17 protein-coding genes are annotated in these 16,888 nt (G+C 65.1%); 10 read left to right on the forward strand and 7 right to left on the reverse strand.

Translation table 11 applies throughout. From position 1 onward, the window contains the following. Positions 1–9: 9 nt before the first annotated feature. From F9Z44_RS11645 to F9Z44_RS11670, 6 genes are all read left to right on the forward strand, one after another. Entirely contained in the window at positions 10–270 is a 261-nt protein-coding gene (locus tag F9Z44_RS11645) for a hypothetical protein (protein ID WP_159606301.1), read from the forward strand. Continuing rightward, positions 270–1,304: an ACR3 family arsenite efflux transporter gene (arsB, locus tag F9Z44_RS11650; RefSeq protein ID WP_159606303.1), complete on the forward strand. Its 1,035-nt coding sequence runs from the start codon at positions 270–272 to the stop codon at positions 1,302–1,304. The genes F9Z44_RS11645 and arsB overlap by 1 nt, the downstream gene beginning before the upstream one ends. Before the next feature lie 147 nt (positions 1,305–1,451). Continuing rightward, complete coding sequence (locus F9Z44_RS11655; protein WP_159606306.1) at positions 1,452–2,897, forward strand: permease; 1,446 nt, start codon at positions 1,452–1,454, stop codon at positions 2,895–2,897. Positions 2,898–2,925: 28 nt separating this feature from the next. Next, on the forward strand, positions 2,926–3,174 hold the full coding sequence (locus F9Z44_RS11660; RefSeq protein ID WP_159606308.1) for a thioredoxin family protein: 249 nt from the start codon (positions 2,926–2,928) through the stop codon (positions 3,172–3,174). Between the two features lie 37 nt (positions 3,175–3,211). Beyond that, the gene (locus tag F9Z44_RS11665) at positions 3,212–3,775 is read left to right on the forward strand and encodes a DOMON-like domain-containing protein (protein WP_159606310.1); all 564 of its coding nucleotides are present in this window, start codon (positions 3,212–3,214) and stop codon (positions 3,773–3,775) included. Positions 3,776–3,780: 5 nt separating this feature from the next. Then, positions 3,781–4,983 carry an exo-beta-N-acetylmuramidase NamZ family protein gene (locus F9Z44_RS11670; RefSeq protein WP_159606312.1) on the forward strand — a complete coding sequence of 401 codons (1,203 nt, stop codon included), beginning with the start codon at positions 3,781–3,783 and terminating at the stop codon, positions 4,981–4,983. Positions 4,984–4,990: 7 nt separating this feature from the next. On the opposite strand, the gene F9Z44_RS11675 is transcribed toward F9Z44_RS11670, so the two are convergent. From F9Z44_RS11675 to F9Z44_RS11695, 5 genes are all read right to left on the reverse strand, one after another. Continuing rightward, positions 4,991–5,479, reverse strand: a complete 489-nt coding sequence (locus F9Z44_RS11675; protein ID WP_159606314.1) for a GNAT family N-acetyltransferase — start codon at positions 5,477–5,479, stop codon at positions 4,991–4,993. Beyond that, the gene (glmM, locus tag F9Z44_RS11680; protein ID WP_159606316.1) at positions 5,476–6,819 is read right to left on the reverse strand and encodes a phosphoglucosamine mutase; all 1,344 of its coding nucleotides are present in this window, start codon (positions 6,817–6,819) and stop codon (positions 5,476–5,478) included. Before glmM ends, F9Z44_RS11675 begins: the two co-directional genes overlap by 4 nt. 67 nt (positions 6,820–6,886) lie before the next feature. After that, positions 6,887–7,717, reverse strand: coding sequence for a dihydropteroate synthase (gene folP, locus F9Z44_RS11685; RefSeq protein WP_159606318.1), 831 nt, complete (start codon positions 7,715–7,717; stop codon positions 6,887–6,889). A gap of 82 nt (positions 7,718–7,799) precedes the next feature. Then, positions 7,800–9,716: an ATP-dependent zinc metalloprotease FtsH gene (gene ftsH, locus F9Z44_RS11690; RefSeq protein WP_159606320.1), complete on the reverse strand. Its 1,917-nt coding sequence runs from the start codon at positions 9,714–9,716 to the stop codon at positions 7,800–7,802. A 145-nt stretch (positions 9,717–9,861) separates the two neighbouring features. Beyond that, the gene (locus F9Z44_RS11695) at positions 9,862–10,539 is read right to left on the reverse strand and encodes an RlmE family RNA methyltransferase (protein WP_159606322.1); all 678 of its coding nucleotides are present in this window, start codon (positions 10,537–10,539) and stop codon (positions 9,862–9,864) included. 44 nt (positions 10,540–10,583) lie between these two features. Between F9Z44_RS11695 and F9Z44_RS11700 the strand changes: the two genes are divergently transcribed. From F9Z44_RS11700 to F9Z44_RS11710, 3 genes are all read left to right on the forward strand, one after another. Then, complete coding sequence (locus F9Z44_RS11700; protein ID WP_159606324.1) at positions 10,584–11,060, forward strand: YhbY family RNA-binding protein; 477 nt, start codon at positions 10,584–10,586, stop codon at positions 11,058–11,060. Positions 11,061–11,131: 71 nt separating this feature from the next. Continuing rightward, positions 11,132–13,213, forward strand: coding sequence for a M3 family metallopeptidase (locus F9Z44_RS11705; protein WP_159606326.1), 2,082 nt, complete (start codon positions 11,132–11,134; stop codon positions 13,211–13,213). A gap of 31 nt (positions 13,214–13,244) precedes the next feature. Then, positions 13,245–13,913 carry a glutaredoxin family protein gene (locus F9Z44_RS11710; RefSeq protein ID WP_442907192.1) on the forward strand — a complete coding sequence of 223 codons (669 nt, stop codon included), beginning with the start codon at positions 13,245–13,247 and terminating at the stop codon, positions 13,911–13,913. Positions 13,914–13,931: 18 nt separating this feature from the next. Here the strand turns inward: F9Z44_RS11710 and rpiA are convergent, their stop codons facing one another. Further along, on the reverse strand, positions 13,932–14,603 hold the full coding sequence (gene rpiA / locus F9Z44_RS11715; protein WP_159606328.1) for a ribose-5-phosphate isomerase RpiA: 672 nt from the start codon (positions 14,601–14,603) through the stop codon (positions 13,932–13,934). Positions 14,604–14,641: 38 nt separating this feature from the next. Here rpiA and F9Z44_RS11720 point away from each other — a divergent pair, with 38 nt between their 5' ends. Beyond that, positions 14,642–15,736 (forward strand): quinone-dependent dihydroorotate dehydrogenase, encoded by a 1,095-nt coding sequence (locus F9Z44_RS11720; RefSeq protein ID WP_159606330.1) that lies wholly within the window; start codon positions 14,642–14,644, stop codon positions 15,734–15,736. Here F9Z44_RS11720 and F9Z44_RS11725 read toward each other — a convergent pair. Next, positions 15,722–16,849 (reverse strand): NAD(P)/FAD-dependent oxidoreductase, encoded by a 1,128-nt coding sequence (locus F9Z44_RS11725; protein WP_159606332.1) that lies wholly within the window; start codon positions 16,847–16,849, stop codon positions 15,722–15,724. The two genes, F9Z44_RS11720 and F9Z44_RS11725, sit on opposite strands and share 15 nt — an antisense overlap. Positions 16,850–16,888 lie beyond the last annotated feature (39 nt).

Raw genomic sequence — 16,888 nt, forward strand, 5'->3', positions numbered from 1 at the left:
TTTTCCAGAATGGACTTCGTGCGAACCGTGTGCGACAAGGCGGCCGGCGAGATGTGCCCGGTGTGGCCTGGGCAGCCCATGTCGGCCCACCGGGGCGTTGAAGATCCTGCGGCGGTCAAGGGCAGCGATGAGACCATCCAGCGAGCGTTCAACGACCGTTTCATCGTTCTGAACCGGCGCATTGCCCTGCTCTCGGTGCTGCCCATCCACAAGCTCGACAAGCACGCACTCAAAAACGAGCTCACCGGCATAGGACGGGTCTCAGCCTGATGGGACTCTTTGAACGTTACTTGACGCTGTGGGTGGCGCTGGGGATCGCCGCCGGGGCGGGGCTGGGGCTGCTCGCACCCGCCGGATTTCAGGCCGTGGCTGCGATGGAGGTCGCGCAGGTCAACCTGGTCGTGGCCGTGTTCATCTGGGTGATGATTTACCCCATGATGATCCAGATCGACTGGCACGCCGTGCGCGATGTGGGCAATAAGCCGCGAGGGCTGCTGCTCACGCTGGTGGTCAACTGGCTGATCAAGCCTTTCACCATGGCCGCTCTCGGCGTGCTGTTCTTCCAGGTCATCTTTGCGCCCTGGGTCGATCCGCAGTCGGCCAGCGAATACATCGCCGGCATGATTTTGCTGGGCGTGGCGCCCTGCACGGCCATGGTCTTCGTGTGGAGCCAGCTCGTCAAAGGCGATGCGAGCTACACGCTGGTGCAAGTGTCGATCAACGACCTCATCATGGTGGTGGCGTTCGCGCCCATCGCGGCGTTTTTGCTGGGAGTGACCAACGTGACCGTGCCCTGGGAAACGCTGCTCCTGTCCACCGTGCTCTACGTGGTGCTGCCCCTGGCAGCCGGCATGCTCACACGCAAGTGGCTGATGCAACGCGGACCTGCTGCGATGAGCTCGTTTGTGGCCGCGCTCAAGCCGTGGTCGGTGATCGGCCTGATTGCCACCGTGGTGCTGCTGTTCGGTTTTCAGGCACAAACCATCGTGCGCCAGCCACTGGTGATTCTGCTCATCGCGGTGCCGCTGGTGTTGCAGAGCTACGGCATCTTCTTCATCACCTGGTGGGGCGCGAAATGGCTCCAGCTGCCGCACAACGTGGCGGGCCCGGCCTGCCTGATCGGTACTTCCAACTTCTTCGAACTGGCAGTGGCCGTGGCCATTTCGCTCTTCGGTTTGAACTCGGGCGCGGCGCTGGCCACCGTGGTCGGCGTGCTGGTGGAGGTGCCGGTGATGCTGTCGCTGGTGGCCCTGGTCAACGCCTGGCGACCCGCCGAAACAGGCCTGCGGACAGGCCCCCCTTGAGTCATGACAAAGCGCTGTGCCGCGTGGGCTGGGTGAATTTCACCCTTTCTTGATCCGGCTCAAGCAGTGCCCACTTGGGCGCCCCGGCCCTCTTCTCTTTGCGCATCGGCTTTCCATAATGGACAGACTTGAAGGAGCGCGCGCGGCATGGAACTGTTCCTGAGGATGATCCACGGTGGGGCCGGCAGCCTGGCGGCCTACCTGGCGGCGCACGTGTTGCTGTGCCTGCTGCCCGCGTTCTTCATTGCCGGGGCCATGGCCGCGCTGATTCCCAAGGCCAGCATCACGCGCTGGCTGGGGCGCCATGTGCCCGCCTTCGTGTCTTACCCGGCGGCTGCGGCCGCGGGCTCGCTGCTGGCGGTGTGCTCCTGCACCATCGTGCCCTTGTTTGCCGGCATCTACCGCAAGGGTGCCGGTATCGGCCCGGCCATGACGTTCCTGTTCTTCGCACCGGCGGGCAACGTCATGGCGCTGGCCTACACCGGCAGCATCCTCGGACCGGAATTTGCCGTCGCCCGCCTCGTGCTGTGTCTGATGTTCGGCGTCGGCATCGGCCTGTTGATGGCGCTGATTTTCTGGCGCGACGACGCGGCCCACGACGCCCAGACCGACCAGCTGTTTGCCGACCGGGCCAGCGTCTCGCCGGCCGCGCTGGGCGTCATGGTTTCGCTGGTGGCACTGCTGATTGCGGGCACGCTGAAGCTGTGGCCACTCACCGCTGCGCTGGGTTCGTTCGCATTGCCCGGGTCGTGGGCGCAGAGCTGGCAGGCCACCCTGCTTGGCTGGGTGCCGTTTGACTCGGCCCGGGGCGAAGAAGGCGTGAGCCTGCACGGCTCGGTGCTCATCGTGTTGCTGGTGCTGGTGGCCACCACGGCGGGGAAAGGGCTGGAGAACATCATCGAAGGGGCCAACCGCTGGACCTGGCTCGTGCTGGGACTGGCGGCCACCACACTGCTGGTGGCTTCACTGAGCCTGGTGCCTGGCCTCCAGGGGCTTGAGATCGAGGTCACTGGCCGCACTGTCGGTGTTGCGCTCGCCATGGCGTCTGTGTGGTACCACGCGCGTCAGCTGCCGGCCGACGACTGGCGCTCATGGCTGTGGGAAACCTGGCGCTTCGTGAAGCAGATCTTTCTGGTGCTGGTGATCGGCGTGTTCATTGTCGGCATGGCGCGCCAGGTGATCCGGCCTGAGTGGATCGAGTCCCTGGCCGGCAGCAACACGGTGCAGGCCAACGTGGTGGCGGTCGGCTTTGGTGTCTTCATGTACTTCCCCACGCTGGTGGAGGTGCCGGTGGCGCGCATGTTCCTCGATCTCGGCATGCACCCGGGCCCCTTGCTGGCCTACCTCATGGCCGATCCGGAACTCAGCCTGCAAAGCATGTTGATGGTGGCCGCCGTCATCGGCTGGACCAAGACCGCAACCTACGTGGGCTGGGTGGCGGTCTTCAGCGTGTGCGCCGGCCTGATTTTTGGCGCCTGGTCCGATGGCGTGGGCTGGCCATCGCTGGCGGCGGTGATGGCGCTCGTGCTGGGCTCACTGGCCGTGGCAGTGGGCCGGCTGCGGCGGCGCTGGCGCGCCTCCGTGCCCGCTTGAACCCGTTCGTTCCCACAGGAGAAAACCCATGTTGACCGTGAAAATCCTCGGCTCCGGCTGTGCCAACTGCAAAAAACTCGAAGCGGTGGCGCGCGAGGCCGTCAGCGCGTCCCGGGTTGAGGCCGAATTCGTCAAGGTAACCGACGTGAAGCAGATCATTGCCTACGATCTGATGTCCACACCGGGCCTTGTCATCAACGAAAAACTCGTGAGCAGCGGCCGCATTCCGACCGTGGCCGAAGTGCAAGGCTGGCTGGTGTCGCCCGCCACGCCCTGACCTGGACGACCGCAGGGGCCTGAGAGAATACGGCCCTGTGAACCCCGTCTCGCCCGCGACCCCACACCCGCTGCAATGCCACCCCGCCACACCGCCCGGCACACCGCTGGGCCTGTCGGTGGCGGTGAGCGTCGAGCGCGATGGCTTGCTGCTGGTCTACACGGTGAGCGGGCACACAGACGCACTGCGCATCCCGGCGCCGACCGCACCGGGCCCGCTTGACGGTCTGTGGCAACACACCTGCCTGGAGGCCTTCGTGGCCGCCGAGGGTGGGGCGACCTACCGCGAATTCAACTTCTCGCCCTCGGGTCAATGGGCGGCCTACCGATTCGCCAGCGAGCGGGTGAGGGACACCAACGCAGAAGCGAGTCCGCCGCCATCGTTGGAGCTGAGCCTCACGCCCGCCTGCCTGGTCCTGTCGGCCCGTCTGCCGTGGGCTGCCCTGCCCCCGCGCCCCGGCACGCTGTGCATCGCCCTGAGCGCCGTCATCGAGGAGGCCAACGGTCACCTCAGCTACTGGGCGCTGCAACACCCGCAAGCACGTCCCGATTTCCACCACCCCGCCGGTCGCTCGTTGCGCCTGGCCCTGCCCCAGAACTGAACGCCATGCAATTCGGCCTCGATCGTTTCCTGCAAGACCCCACCCTGCGCGCTCCGCTCGCGGGCCGGCGCGTGGCCCTGCTGGCCCACCCCGCCTCGGTCACGCGCGACCTCACGCATGCACTCGACGCACTGGCCGCCCTGCCCGATGTGAAGCTCAGCGCCGCCTTCGGCCCGCAGCATGGCCTGCGCGGCGACAAGCAAGACAACATGGTCGAGTCGCCCGACTACCTCGACCCGCGACTGGGCATTCCGGTGTTCAGCCTGTACGGCGAGGTGCGCCGCCCGACCGACGCGATGATGGCCAGCTTCGACGTGCTGCTGGTCGACCTGCAAGACCTCGGCTGCCGCATCTACACCTTCATCACCACGCTGCGCTATGTGCTGGAGGCTGCAGCGCAGCACGGCAAGGCGGTGTGGGTGCTGGACCGCCCCAACCCCGCAGGCCGGCCGATCGAAGGCCTCACCCTGCGCGAAGGCTGGGAGAGTTTTGTAGGCGCCGGACCCATGCCCATGCGCCACGGCATGACCATGGGCGAACTCGGGCACTGGTTCATCGCCAGGCTCGGCCTCACCGTGGAGTACCGCGTGATCGCCATGGCCGGCTGGCAGCCCGACGCAGCGCCCGGCTTTGGCTGGCCGACCGAGCGCAGCTGGGTGAACCCCAGCCCCAACGCCGCCAACCTGAGCATGGCGCGCGCCTACGCCGGCACGGTGATGCTGGAGGGCACGACGCTGTCCGAAGGCCGAGGCACCACGCGCGCGCTGGAGTTGTTTGGCGCGCCGGACATCGATGTGCCGCGCCTGCTGGCCAACATGCGCCGCATCGCGCCGCAATGGCTGCTGGGCTGCGTGCTGCGGCCGTGCTTCTTCGAGCCCACCTTCCACAAGCACCACGGGCAGTTGTGCGCCGGCCTGCAGATCCATGTGGAAGACCCGACCCATTACGACCACGCCGCCTTCAAACCCTGGCGGCTGCAAGCGCTGGCGTTTCGCGCATTGCGCCTGCAGGCACCCGACTACCCCCTGTGGCGCGACTTCGCCTACGAGTACGAACACGACCGCCTGGCGATCGACCTCATCAACGGTGGGCCGATGCTGCGGGAGTGGGTGGACGATGTGTCGGCCTCGCCGGACGTGCTGGATGCTGCCGCGGCAGCCGACGAGGGGGCTTGGGCTTTAGGACGCGCGCCCTTCCTGCTGTACTGAAACGGCTTCAGTCCAGCCACTTCTGATAGAACCGGGCCGTGCCCATGGCCGGGTCCAGCTGGTAACCAGCGAAGCCGATGCGCTCGTACAGCCGGACGGCGCCCTGGTTGCCCGACAGGACTTCCAGCGTCATCTTCACCGCGCCGCGATCGCGCGCGATCAACTCTGCGAAGGCCAGCATCTGCTCGGCAATCCCGCGCCCGCGGTGGCTGGCCAACACGGCCACATCGTGCACGTTCACCAGCGGCTTGCAGGCAAAGGTGGAGAAGCCTTCGATGCAGTTCACCAGTCCCACCGGCTGCGTACCGTCAAACGCCAGCACGCTGTAGGCCTGTGGCCGCGCCGAGAGTTCGCGCACCAGGTGCTGTTTGGCAAAGTCCGACAGCCCTTCGCCGCCACCCGCCGGATCGCTGGCATACGCATCGAGCAAGGCCACCAGCGCGGCCGCGTGAATGGGGTCGGCGTAGTCCGCGCGCAAGATGGAAGCGGCACTCACGCGGGCACCTGCGCCCGCACGGCGGCCACCAGGCGCTCGGCGCAGGCCTGCGCCTTCTGTGCGTCGCGCGCCTCCACCATCACGCGCAGCAGCGGCTCGGTGCCGCTGGCGCGGATGAGCACACGACCGGTCTCGCCCAGATCGGCTTCCACCGCACTCGTCTGCTGCGCCAGGAAGGTGTTGGTCTTCCAGTCCTGGCCGGGTTGCAGGCGCACGTTGATCAGGGTCTGCGGAAACAGCGTCACGTCGGCCAGTTGCTGCGCCATGGTCTTGCCGCTGTCCACGCAGGCGTGCAGCACCTGCAAGGCCGACACCAGGCCGTCACCAGTGGTGTGCCGGTCAAGCACCAGCAGATGGCCCGAGCCCTCGCCGCCCAGGATCCAGCCGTGTTTTTCGAGTTCTTCGAGCACATAGCGGTCACCCACCTTGGCGCGCACGAACTTCACGCCGCGCGCCTTCAGCGCCACTTCCACCGCCATGTTGGTCATGAGCGTGCCCACCACGCCGGGCACGTCGTGGTCGCGAGCCAGACGATCGGCCACGATCAGGTACAGCAACTCGTCGCCGTTGTACAGACGCCCGTCCGAGTCCACCATCTGCAGGCGATCGGCGTCACCATCGAGCGCGATGCCAAAGTGTGCGCCATGTGCCTTCACCGCATCCACCATGGCTTGCGGATGCGTGGCGCCCACGCCGTGGTTGATGTTCAGGCCGTCCGGAGCACAGCCAATCTTGATGACCTCGGCACCCAGCTCATGGAACACGGCGGGCGCGATCTGGTAGGCCGCGCCGTTGGCGCCGTCCACCACGATCTTCAGGCCCTTGAGCGAGAGGTTGTGCGAGCAGGTGCTTTTGCAGAATTCGATGTAACGGCCCGCCGCGTCGTCCAGCCGGCGCGACTTGCCCAGTTCGGCCGAGGCGGCCCACACCGGCGGCTCGTCGAGCGCCGCCTCCACCGCGTGCTCCCAGTCGTCCGGCAGCTTGGTGCCCAGGGCGCTGAAGAACTTGATGCCGTTGTCGGCAAACGGATTGTGGCTGGCGGAGATCACCACGCCCAGGTTGGCGCGCTGGGCCCGTGTGAGGTAGGCCACGGCCGGCGTGGGCACGGGGCCAAGCAGCACCACGTCCACACCCGCCGAGTTGAAACCCGACTCAAGCGCGGCCTCCAGCATGTAGCCGGAGATGCGCGTGTCCTTGCCGATCAGCACGGTAGGATGAGGCTCGGTGCGGCGCAACACGCGACCCACGGCATGGGCCAGGCGCAAAACGAAGTCGGGGGTGATGGGGGCCTGGCCGACCGTGCCGCGGATGCCGTCGGTGCCGAAGTATTTGCGGGGCATGTGCTTGTCCTTGTCCTGTGTCTTGTTGTATCGAAGCTGGGCCATTATCGGGGCCTGAGCACCCCGCTCACCCGGGCTGGATGGCTTGCCAGATCTTGAGAGCGTCCACCGTCTCGCGCACGTCGTGCACACGCACCACGCGAGCACCGCGCTCCACCGAAAGCAAGGCCGCAGCCACGCTGGCGGCCACGCGATCGACGGGCAGTTCGTGCCCGGTCACGGCGCCCAGCGACGACTTGCGCGACCAGCCCGCCAGCATGGGCCAGCCCAGAGCCATCAGCTCGCTCTGGCGCGCCAGAAGGCTGAAGTTCTGCGCCACGTTCTTGCCAAACCCGACACCTGCGTCGAGCACGATGCGCTCGTGCGCCACGCCATGCGCCATGAGCGCGTCCGCCCGCTCGCGCAGGAAAGCAGCCACCGACGGCAGCACGTCGCCATCCATGGGAGCCACCTGCATGGTCTGTGGATCGCGGTGCATGTGCATGAGACACACACCACAGCGTGGATGCGCAGCCACCACTTCGAGCGCAGCACCGCGCCGCAACGCCCAGATGTCGTTGACGATGTCGGCACCGGCGTCCAGCACGGACTGCATCACCTCGGGCTTGTAGGTGTCCACCGACACCGGCACGCCCAGCGTCACAGCCTCGCGCACCACCGGCACCACACGGGCCAGCTCTTCGTCCAGCGGCACGGCCGGACTGCCAGGGCGGGTCGACTCACCGCCGATGTCGAGCATGTGCGCCCCGTCCCGGATGAGCTGTTCGCAATGCCTGAGCGCGGCTGACGTACCCGCATGCTGACCGCCGTCGGAAAAGGAATCGGGCGTCACGTTGACGATGCCCATGACATGCGGCGTGGAAAGATCGATATTGAAACGGGTGGTCTGCCAATGCATGGAAAGACTTTGGAGAGGGTTTGGAAACGGAAACGACAACGGGGCCGAAGCCCCGTGTGTCTGATTGAAAAATCCAGGCCGATCAGGCAGCCGTGGGCGCCGGGTCGGTCGCCACGGCGGGCGATCCACCGCTACCACCACCACCCACCGAGGGGTTGCGCGGCGTCCAGTCCTTCGGGGGACGGGGTGGTTTGCCCGCCATGATGTCGTCGATCTGATCGGCGTCGATGGTTTCCCACTCCAGCAGGGCCTTGGCCATGGCGTGCATCTTGTCGCTGTTTTCCTCGATGAGGTCGCGCGCCAGCTTGTATTGGGCGTCGATGATGCGGCGCACTTCGGCGTCGACCTTCTGCATCGTCTGCTCGCTCATGTTGGTGGTTTTCGTCACCGAGCGACCCAGAAACACTTCACCCTCGTTCTCGGCATAAACCATCGGGCCCAAGGCATCGGTCATGCCGTAACGCATCACCATGTCGCGGGCGATGGTCGTGGCTCGCTCGAAGTCGTTCGATGCGCCGGTGGTCATCTGGTTCATGAACACCTCCTCGGCGATGCGGCCACCGAACAGCATGCTGATCTGGTTCAGCATGTAGTCCTTGTCGTAGCTGTAGCGGTCCTGTGCCGGAAGGCTCATGGTCACACCCAGCGCACGGCCGCGCGGAATGATGGTGACCTTGTGCACCGGATCGCACTTGGGCAGCAGTTTGCCGATGAGTGCATGGCCGGACTCGTGGTACGCCGTGTTGCGGCGCTCTTCCTCGGGCATCACCATGCTCTTGCGCTCGGGACCCATGAAGATCTTGTCCTTGGCCTTCTCGAAGTCCTGCATCTCCACCACGCGGGCGTTGCGACGCGCGGCCATCAGGGCGGCCTCGTTGCACAGGTTGGCCAGGTCGGCGCCGCTCATGCCGGGCGTGCCACGCGCAATCACGCTCGGGTTCACGTCGGTGCCCAGGGGCACCTTGCGCATGTGCACGTTCAGGATCTGCTCGCGGCCACGGATGTCGGGCAGCGTCACATACACCTGACGATCGAACCGGCCCGGGCGCAGCAGCGCGGCGTCCAGGATGTCGGGGCGGTTGGTGGCAGCGACCACGATCACGCCCAGGTTGGTTTCGAAGCCGTCCATCTCGACCAGCATCTGGTTCAGGGTCTGCTCGCGCTCATCGTTGCCGCCGCCCAGACCCGCACCGCGCTGGCGGCCGACCGCGTCAATCTCGTCAATGAAGATGATGCAGGGCGCGTTCTTCTTGGCGTTTTCGAACATGTCGCGCACGCGGGCCGCGCCCACGCCGACAAACATTTCCACGAAGTCGGAACCCGAGATGCTGAAGAACGGCACCTTGGCTTCACCCGCGATGCCCTTGGCCAGCAAGGTCTTGCCGGTGCCGGGAGGGCCAACGAGCAGCAAGCCGCGTGGAATGCGCCCGCCAAGTTTCTGGAATTTGGCGGGGTCTTTCAGGAAGTCCACGACCTCCTTCACCTCTTCTTTGGCCTCGTCGCAACCGGCCACATCGGCGAAAGTCACGGTGTTGTTGTTCTCATCGAGCATGCGGGCTTTGCTCTTGCCGAAGCTGAACGCACCGCCCTTGCCGCCGCCCTGCATCTGTCGCATGAAGTAGATCCACACGCCGATCAGCAGCAGCATGGGGCCCCAGCTGACCAGCAGGGTCATCAGGAGTGAACCCTCTTCGCGGGGACGCACGTCGAACTTGACGTCGTTGTTGATGAGATCACCGACCAGACCGCGGTCGAGGTAGGTTGCCGTGGTGCGCACGCGACGATCGTCTTGTGTGACGGCGACGATCTCGGTGCCGCCCTGGCCTTCCTGGATGGTGGCGCTCTTGATGCGTCGGGCCTTGACCTCGTCGAGGAACTCGGAGTACCCCATGTAGCCCGATCCAGCCGCAGAGCGTGTGTCGAACTGCTTGAAGACGGTGAAAAGCACCATGGCGATGACCATCCACACGGCGATTTTCGAAAACCACTGATTGTTCAAGTGCAGCTCCTGGAGTCGGTATTGGCGGTTATGCGCATGTGGGAGTCATTCTAGGACTTTCAAGCGCGCGTGCCTCATGCGGGTGACGAGGCTGTGTCAATGGAAGGGTTGGCTTTTGCCTATGGAGGGCAACGAAGCGCCGTACTCAGCCCCGTACCGTGGATTTCAGACCCATGCCGACCAGAAAGGTTTCAGACGATTTGTCTCTCGACGCCTTGGGTTTGACGGCCTTGACGGTGCGAAATGTCTGGCGGAACAGCGCCACCATGGGGTCGTAGGCGCCGCCGTGGAACAGCTTGACCACCAGCGCACCATCCGCCTTGAGGTGTTTGATTGAAAAATCCACCGCCAGCTCCACCAGGTCGGTGATGCGCGCGGCGTCGGTCATGCCGATGCCCGACAGGTTGGGCGCCATGTCGGAGATCACCACATCGACCTGGTGCACGCCCCGGTCGGTCAGGGCGGTCTCCAGCTCTTCCAGCACGGCGGCCTCGCGGAAGTCGCCCAGGATGAAATGCACACCTTCGACGTCTTCCATGGGCAGCATGTCCAGCGCGATGATGGTGCCGTGCAGTTCCCCCACCGCCGCACCCTGCGGGCTGAGCCGGCGGCGCGCGTACTGGCTCCAGGCGCCGGGCGCCGAGCCGAGGTCGACCACGCAGTCGCCAGGACGGATCAAGCCCAGGGTTTCGTCGAGTTCCTTGAGTTTGTAGGCGGCGCGCGCACGGTAGCCGTCTTTTTTGGCCAGGCGAACGTACGGGTCGTTCACATGCTGGTTGAGCCAGGCCTTGTTGACCTTTTTGCTCTGGGTTTTGACTTTCATGCCCATGAGGGTTGCCTAAGGTCTGTGTAAACGATAATTGTCCCATGCCCCAGATCACACTCACGCCCGCCCAGCGCAAAGTTCACCGCGCCGAAGCCCACCACCTCGACCCCGTTGTCCACATCGGCAACGACGGTTTGAGCCCTGCCGTCAAAAAAGAAATCGGGGCGGCGCTCAAGGCGCACGGCCTGATCAAGGTCCGCGTGCTCAGCGACGACCGCGTCGCCCGTGAGGCCATGCTGCACACCCTGGCCGACGAGCTCGATGCAGCGCCCATCCAGCACATTGGCAAATTGCTGGTGCTTTGGCGCCCCGTGGCCGAGAAGGTGAAAGTGGTCGACGAAGACCGCATGCCCGGACCGCGCGACGTCAAGGTTCTGAAATTCAGCAAACGCGGCGGCCAGCGCCCCGAAGTGAAGGTGGTGCGCGTGCTGGGCAACCAGCGCCTGACCACCGGCGGGCAGATCAAGCGCGCCAAGGTCATGAAGAAGAGCGTGAAGAAGAGCGCTCAATCGCAGTAATTGCCCTCCCCCTACGTTCGTTCAGGGCCCTCTGGCTTGAACTTCACCCACAGCGCCACATCTCAGAACGCATGAACGACCGTACTGCTCCCTTTGCCCAGAACCCACTGCTCAACTTCGACGACCTGCCTCTGTTCGACGCCATCACGCCAGCGCTGGTGGGCCCGGCGATTGACGAGCTGATGCAGGCGTCCAGCGTTGCGCTGGAAGCCGTGACGGCCAGCGACTTCCCCGCCGACTGGAAGCGCATGTCGCAAACCCTGGACGTGCCGACCGAGCGCCTGTCGCGCGCCTGGGGTGCCGTGAGCCACCTCAACGGCGTGGCCGACACGCCGGAGTTGCGCGCCGCCTACAACGAGGCGCTGCCCAAGGTCACCGAGTTCTGGACCCGCCTGGGTGCCGACGAGCGGCTGTACGCCAAGTACAAGGCCATGGATCCGGCCAGCCTGAACGCCGAGCAGGCCCGCGCCCACCACAACGCCATGCGCGGCTTCGTGCTCGGTGGCGCCGATCTGCAGGGCGAGGCCAAGGCCCGCTTTGCCTGGCTGCAGGAGCGCCAGGCAGAACTGGGCCAAAAGTTCAGCGAAAACGCCCTCGATGCCACCGATGCGTTTGCGCTGTATGTGACGACGGATGAACTCGCCGGCGTGCCCGACGATGTTGTGCAGTCCACCGCTGCCGCTGCACAGGCAGAGGGCAAGACGGGCCACAAGCTGACCCTGAAGATGCCGTGTTACTTGCCAGTGATGCAGTTCGCACACAGCAGCCCGCTGCGCGAACGGCTCTACCGTGCCTACGCTACCCGAGCCAGCGACCAGGCCGAGGGCGACGCGGTGAAGTTCGACAACGCCGCGATCATGGGTGAGCTGCTGGCCTTGCGCTTTGAGGAGGCGCAGTTGCTGGGTTACCGGCACTACGCCGATGTGTCCCTGGTGCCCAAGATGGCCGAGTCGCCTGAGCAGGTGGTTGCCTTCCTGCGCGACTTGGCCTCCAAGGCCCGCCCGCATGCTGAAAAAGACCTGGCCGACCTGCGCGCCTTTGCCGCCAGCGAACTCGGTCTGACAGACCCACAGGCCTGGGACTGGCCCTACATCGGCGAAAAGCTCAAGGAGGCCCGGTACGCCTTCAGCGAGCAGGAAGTCAAGCCCTACTTCACGGCGCCCAAAGTGCTCGCCGGGCTGTTCCAGATCGTCGAGACCTTGTTTGAAGTGGCCATCCGCCGGGATCAGGCGCCGGTGTGGAACGCCGGCGTGGCGTTCTACCGCATTGAGCGCACCGGGCCCCAGGGCGCCGAGCTCGTGGGCCAGTTCTATCTCGATCCGGCGGCACGCACCGGCAAGCGCGGCGGCGCCTGGATGGACGACGTGCGCGCGCGATGGCTGCGCCCCGACACCTCCGAATTGCAAACTCCGGTGGCGCACCTGGTGTGCAATTTCGCCGAGGGTGTGAACAGCAAGCCCGCCTTGCTGACACACGACGATGTCATCACCCTCTTCCACGAGTTCGGCCATGGCCTGCACCACATGCTGACCCAGGTGAACGAGCGAGACGTGTCAGGCATCAGCGGTGTGGAATGGGACGCGGTCGAGCTGCCCAGCCAGTTCATGGAAAACTTCTGCTGGGAGTGGGACGTGCTCAAGCACATGACCGCCCATGTGGACACCGGCGAGCCGCTGCCGCGCGCCCTGTTCGACAAAATGCTGGCCGCCAAGAACTACCAGAGCGGTCTGCAGACCTTGCGCCAAGTGGAGTTTTCGCTGTTTGACATGCTGCTGCACAGCCTGACCCAGCCTGCCACCAGCGGCGAGGCCATCCTGGCGTTGCAACAGCAGGTGCGCGACGAGGTGGCGGTGTTGCAGCCCCCGGCCTACAGCCGCTCGCCGCACACCTTCAGCCACATCTTTGCTGGCGGCTACTCGGCCGGTTATTACAGCTACAAATGGGCCGAGGTGCTGTCCGCCGACGCCTACGCCGCATTCGAAGAAGCCGCACAGCAAAACGGCCGCAGCACGCTGGACGTGGCCACCGGCCGCCGCTATCGTGAAGCAATCCTGGAAGCGGGCGGCAGCCGCCCGGCCATGGAGTCGTTCAAGGCCTTCAGGGGCCGCGAACCCAGCATCGAGGCGCTGTTGCGCCACCAGGGCATGACTTGATTTGTTTTGCTGATTGCCGATAGGAGTCGACATGAACACCCACGTATCCACTTTCACGCCCGCAACTGCCTCTCGTCTGTGCTGTGCCGCCCTGAGCCTGGTGGTGGGCATGGTGTCCGTGTCAGCCTTTGCGCAAGGCGTGTACCGGATTGTCGGCCCCGATGGTCGTGTGAGCTACTCTGACCAACCACCGCCGGCCACCAATGCGCGCCCGGTGGCTGGAGCAGCCGGCTCCGCCAGCAGCGCCAACGCGCAATTGCCGTTCGAGCTGCGTCAGGTCAGCACCCGATACCCGGTGACGATCTACACCAGCAACGAATGTGCTCCGTGCAACAGCGGGCGCAACCTGCTCAATGCCCGCGGCATTCCATACACCGAGAAAACGATCGGGACCAATGAGGATGCGGAAGCGCTCAAGCGGCTCAGCGGCCAGGCCGCCCTGCCCTTCCTGACGATTGGAAGCCAGCAAATCAAAGGCTATTCGGACAGCGAGTGGACCCAGTACCTTGATGCCGCCGGCTATCCCAAGCAGTCGGCCCTGCCCGCCGCCTACAGCCGCGCAGCCGCCACACCGTTGGTGGCAGTGCAGGCGCCGACCGCAGCAGCCAGGCAAAGCGCAGCTCAGTCGCAACCGGCCGAGGCACCTGCGACACCGTCGGTGACGCCCCCCGTCACCAATCCCGCCGGCATCCGCTTCTGATCGGGTGCTGGACGCTGATCAAAACGTCAGCGTCTTCACGCCGTCCGACGTGCCCAGCAGGCACACGCTGGCCTTCTGGTGGGCAAAGACACCCACGGTGACCACGCCCGGCCACTGGTTGACCTCGCTCTCGAACGCCAGCGGATCGGTGATCCGAAGACCGGTCACATCCAGGATGTGCTGCCCGTTGTCGGTGACCAGCGGGACACCGTCCTTCAGGCGCACGCTGGCGTGTCCGCCCATGGCAGCAAACTGCCGCACCAAGCGCGAGGTGGCCATCGGGATCACCTCCACCGGCAACGGAAAAGCGCCCAGCGCCGTCACAAGTTTCGATTCGTCGGCGATGCAGACAAAGCGACGCGACTGCGCCGCCACAATCTTTTCGCGTGTGAGAGCAGCACCTCCACCCTTGACCATGTGCCCGCCGGCGTCGATTTCGTCGGCACCATCGATGTAGACAGAGAGCTCGCCCACCGCATTGGCCTCAAACACCGGAATGCCCAAGGCGTTCAAGCGGGCGGTGGAAGCCTCCGAGCTGGAGACGGCGCCGGCGATCTGGTCCTTCATGCTGGCCAGCGCTTCAATGAACTTGTTGACCGTGGAGCCGGTGCCCACGCCAACGATCTCTCCGGGGGTCACGTATTGCAGGGCAGCCAGGCCGACCAGCGCTTTGAGTTCGTCTTGGGTCATTTGAGACAATCGGTGAAACAACAGCCTTGGATTATCCGATGTCGCTTCTCCCCTATGCCGCCGCCCGCCCCTTTCTGTTCGGCATGGACCCCGAAGCCGCCCACGACCTGACCATCAACGCTCTCGCGCGTCTGCAGCACTCACCACTGACCTGCCTGTACAGCGAACCCCGGATTCACGACCCCTACACGCTGGCGGGCATCCAGTTCCCCAACCGTGTGGGACTGGCGGCAGGTCTCGACAAAAACGCCCGCTGTATCGACGGCCTGGCCGCCATGGGCTTCGGGTTTGTGGAGGTGGGCACGGTCACCCCCAAGGGCCAGATTGGCAACCCCAAGCCGCGCATGTTCCGACTGCCCAAGGCACATGCCCTGATCAATCGGCTGGGCTTCAACAACGAAGGCCTCGATGCATTCCTGACCAACGTGCAGCGGGCCCGCTTCCGCAGCCAGAGCGGCGCCAGCCCCATGGTGTTGGGCCTGAACATCGGCAAGAACGCCAGCACACCCATCGAGCGCGCCACCGACGACTACCTCACTTGCCTGGACGGCGTGTATCCACATGCCGACTACGTCACCGTCAACATCTCCAGCCCCAACACGCAAAACCTGCGCAGCCTGCAGAGCGACCAAGCACTTGACGCCTTGCTAGGCGCGGTGGCCGAGCGGCGCGAGTTGCTGGCTCAACGCCACGGCCGGCGCATTCCGATCTTCCTGAAGATTGCCCCGGATCTGGACAACACACAGATCGAGATCATCGCGGCCACGCTCATGCGATACGGCGCCGACAACGAAGGCCAGGCGACTCACGCCCTGGGCGTGATCGCCACCAACACCACACTCAGCCGCGAAGCTGTCAGCGGCATGGACCACGCAGAGGAAGTCGGTGGCCTGTCGGGCTCGCCGGTGCTGAACATGAGCAACCAGGTGATCCGCCAACTGCGCGCTTGTCTGGGCAAGAGCTTTCCCATCATTGGCGTGGGCGGCGTGCTCAGCGCAGCCGATGCGGTGAGCAAGATTCAGGCAGGCGCCGATCTGGTTCAGATCTACACCGGGCTGATCTACAAAGGCCCCTCCTTGGTGTGGGAATCGGCCCGGGCAATCCAGGCCCACGGAAGCTCAAAGCGCCCTTGAATCTGACATCACACGGTCTGCAAGCGCCAGGCAGCTGGTCAGGCCCGGGGACTCAATACCGAACAGGTTGACCAAACCTGGCACACCATGGTCGTTGGGCCCCTGTATCCAGAAATCGGCGGCTTGCTCGTGCGGGCCGCTGATCTTGGGTCGGATGCCCGCATACCCGGGCTGCAGCGAGCCGCTGGGCAGGCCGGGCCAATAGCGCCGCACTTCCGCATAGAAAACGTCGGAGCGTGAAGGGTCCACCCGCAGATCATCAACCGACGAAGTCCACTCCACATCCGGACCAAATTTGGCCTGCCCACCCAAGTCCAGTGTCAGGTGGACACCCAGGCCGGCCAGATGTGCATCGGGCTCAGGCGCCGGGTATATCAAGTGGGAGAAAGGAGACCGGCCCGCCAGTGTGAAGTAGCTGCCCTTGGCATACCAGGCCTTGGGAAGGCTGCGCGAATCCAGACCACGGGTCTTGCGTGCGAGATCGCAAGCATGCAAACCCGAGGCATTGACCACGGTTTGCGCCATCAGCCGGGTGCCGTCCAGAGACTCCACTTCAATCCCACGAGGGGTGACCGCGAGCTCGCGCACTCCGCTGTGGCATACCACCAGCCCACCCTGGTTCTCCAGATCACCTTGCAGCGCCAGCATGAGCGCGTGGCTGTCCACGATCCCGGTGGAAGGTGAAAGAATCGCTCCCAGGCACTCAAGCTCGGGCTCCCGCAGCTGGGCCTCATCGCGGCTCAGCAGAACCAGATCGTCCACCCCATTGGCGGCCGCCTTGGTCAAGATGGCGGGCAAGGCAGCCAACTGTGATGGCGTGTTGGCAACAATGAGTTTGCCGCACCGACGATGGGCAATGCCGCGCTCGGCGCAGTAGGCGTAGAGCGCCTTGCGCCCTTGAACACACAGTGTGGCTTTGAGCGAACCGGTCGGGTAGTAGATGCCTGCGTGGATCACCTCGCTGTTGCGCGAACTGGTGCCAGTGCCGATCGCGGCTTCGCGTTCGAGCACCATCACCTCTCGACCACTCAGGGCAAGAGCACGCGCCACGGCCAGTCCAACCACTCCCGCGCCAATGACCAACGCGTCCACTCGTTCAGGTGCGCGGTTCATGGGGAATGGCTTGTTGCGTTGGCGGGATCCATGGCGGCC

The organism is Hydrogenophaga sp. PBL-H3, assembly GCF_010104355.1.
Taxonomy (GTDB): domain Bacteria; phylum Pseudomonadota; class Gammaproteobacteria; order Burkholderiales; family Burkholderiaceae_C; genus Hydrogenophaga.

What these genes read in the sequence shown, in the direction of transcription:
- F9Z44_RS11645 (WP_159606301.1), top strand. Translation starts at nt 10, where the DNA reads ATGGACTTCGTGCGAACCGTGTGCGACAAGGCGGCCGGCGAGATGTGC.
- arsB (WP_159606303.1), top strand. Translation starts at nt 270, where the DNA reads ATGGGACTCTTTGAACGTTACTTGACGCTGTGGGTGGCGCTGGGGATC.
- F9Z44_RS11655 (WP_159606306.1), top strand. Translation starts at nt 1,452, where the DNA reads ATGGAACTGTTCCTGAGGATGATCCACGGTGGGGCCGGCAGCCTGGCG.
- F9Z44_RS11660 (WP_159606308.1), top strand. Translation starts at nt 2,926, where the DNA reads ATGTTGACCGTGAAAATCCTCGGCTCCGGCTGTGCCAACTGCAAAAAA.
- F9Z44_RS11670 (WP_159606312.1), top strand. Translation starts at nt 3,781, where the DNA reads ATGCAATTCGGCCTCGATCGTTTCCTGCAAGACCCCACCCTGCGCGCT.
- glmM (WP_159606316.1), bottom strand. Translation starts at nt 6,819, where the DNA reads ATGCCCCGCAAATACTTCGGCACCGACGGCATCCGCGGCACGGTCGGC.
- folP (WP_159606318.1), bottom strand. Translation starts at nt 7,717, where the DNA reads ATGCATTGGCAGACCACCCGTTTCAATATCGATCTTTCCACGCCGCAT.
- F9Z44_RS11695 (WP_159606322.1), bottom strand. Translation starts at nt 10,539, where the DNA reads ATGAAAGTCAAAACCCAGAGCAAAAAGGTCAACAAGGCCTGGCTCAAC.
- F9Z44_RS11700 (WP_159606324.1), top strand. Translation starts at nt 10,584, where the DNA reads ATGCCCCAGATCACACTCACGCCCGCCCAGCGCAAAGTTCACCGCGCC.
- F9Z44_RS11705 (WP_159606326.1), top strand. Translation starts at nt 11,132, where the DNA reads ATGAACGACCGTACTGCTCCCTTTGCCCAGAACCCACTGCTCAACTTC.
- F9Z44_RS11710 (WP_442907192.1), top strand. Translation starts at nt 13,245, where the DNA reads ATGAACACCCACGTATCCACTTTCACGCCCGCAACTGCCTCTCGTCTG.
- rpiA (WP_159606328.1), bottom strand. Translation starts at nt 14,603, where the DNA reads ATGACCCAAGACGAACTCAAAGCGCTGGTCGGCCTGGCTGCCCTGCAA.
- F9Z44_RS11720 (WP_159606330.1), top strand. Translation starts at nt 14,642, where the DNA reads ATGTCGCTTCTCCCCTATGCCGCCGCCCGCCCCTTTCTGTTCGGCATG.
- F9Z44_RS11725 (WP_159606332.1), bottom strand. Translation starts at nt 16,849, where the DNA reads ATGAACCGCGCACCTGAACGAGTGGACGCGTTGGTCATTGGCGCGGGA.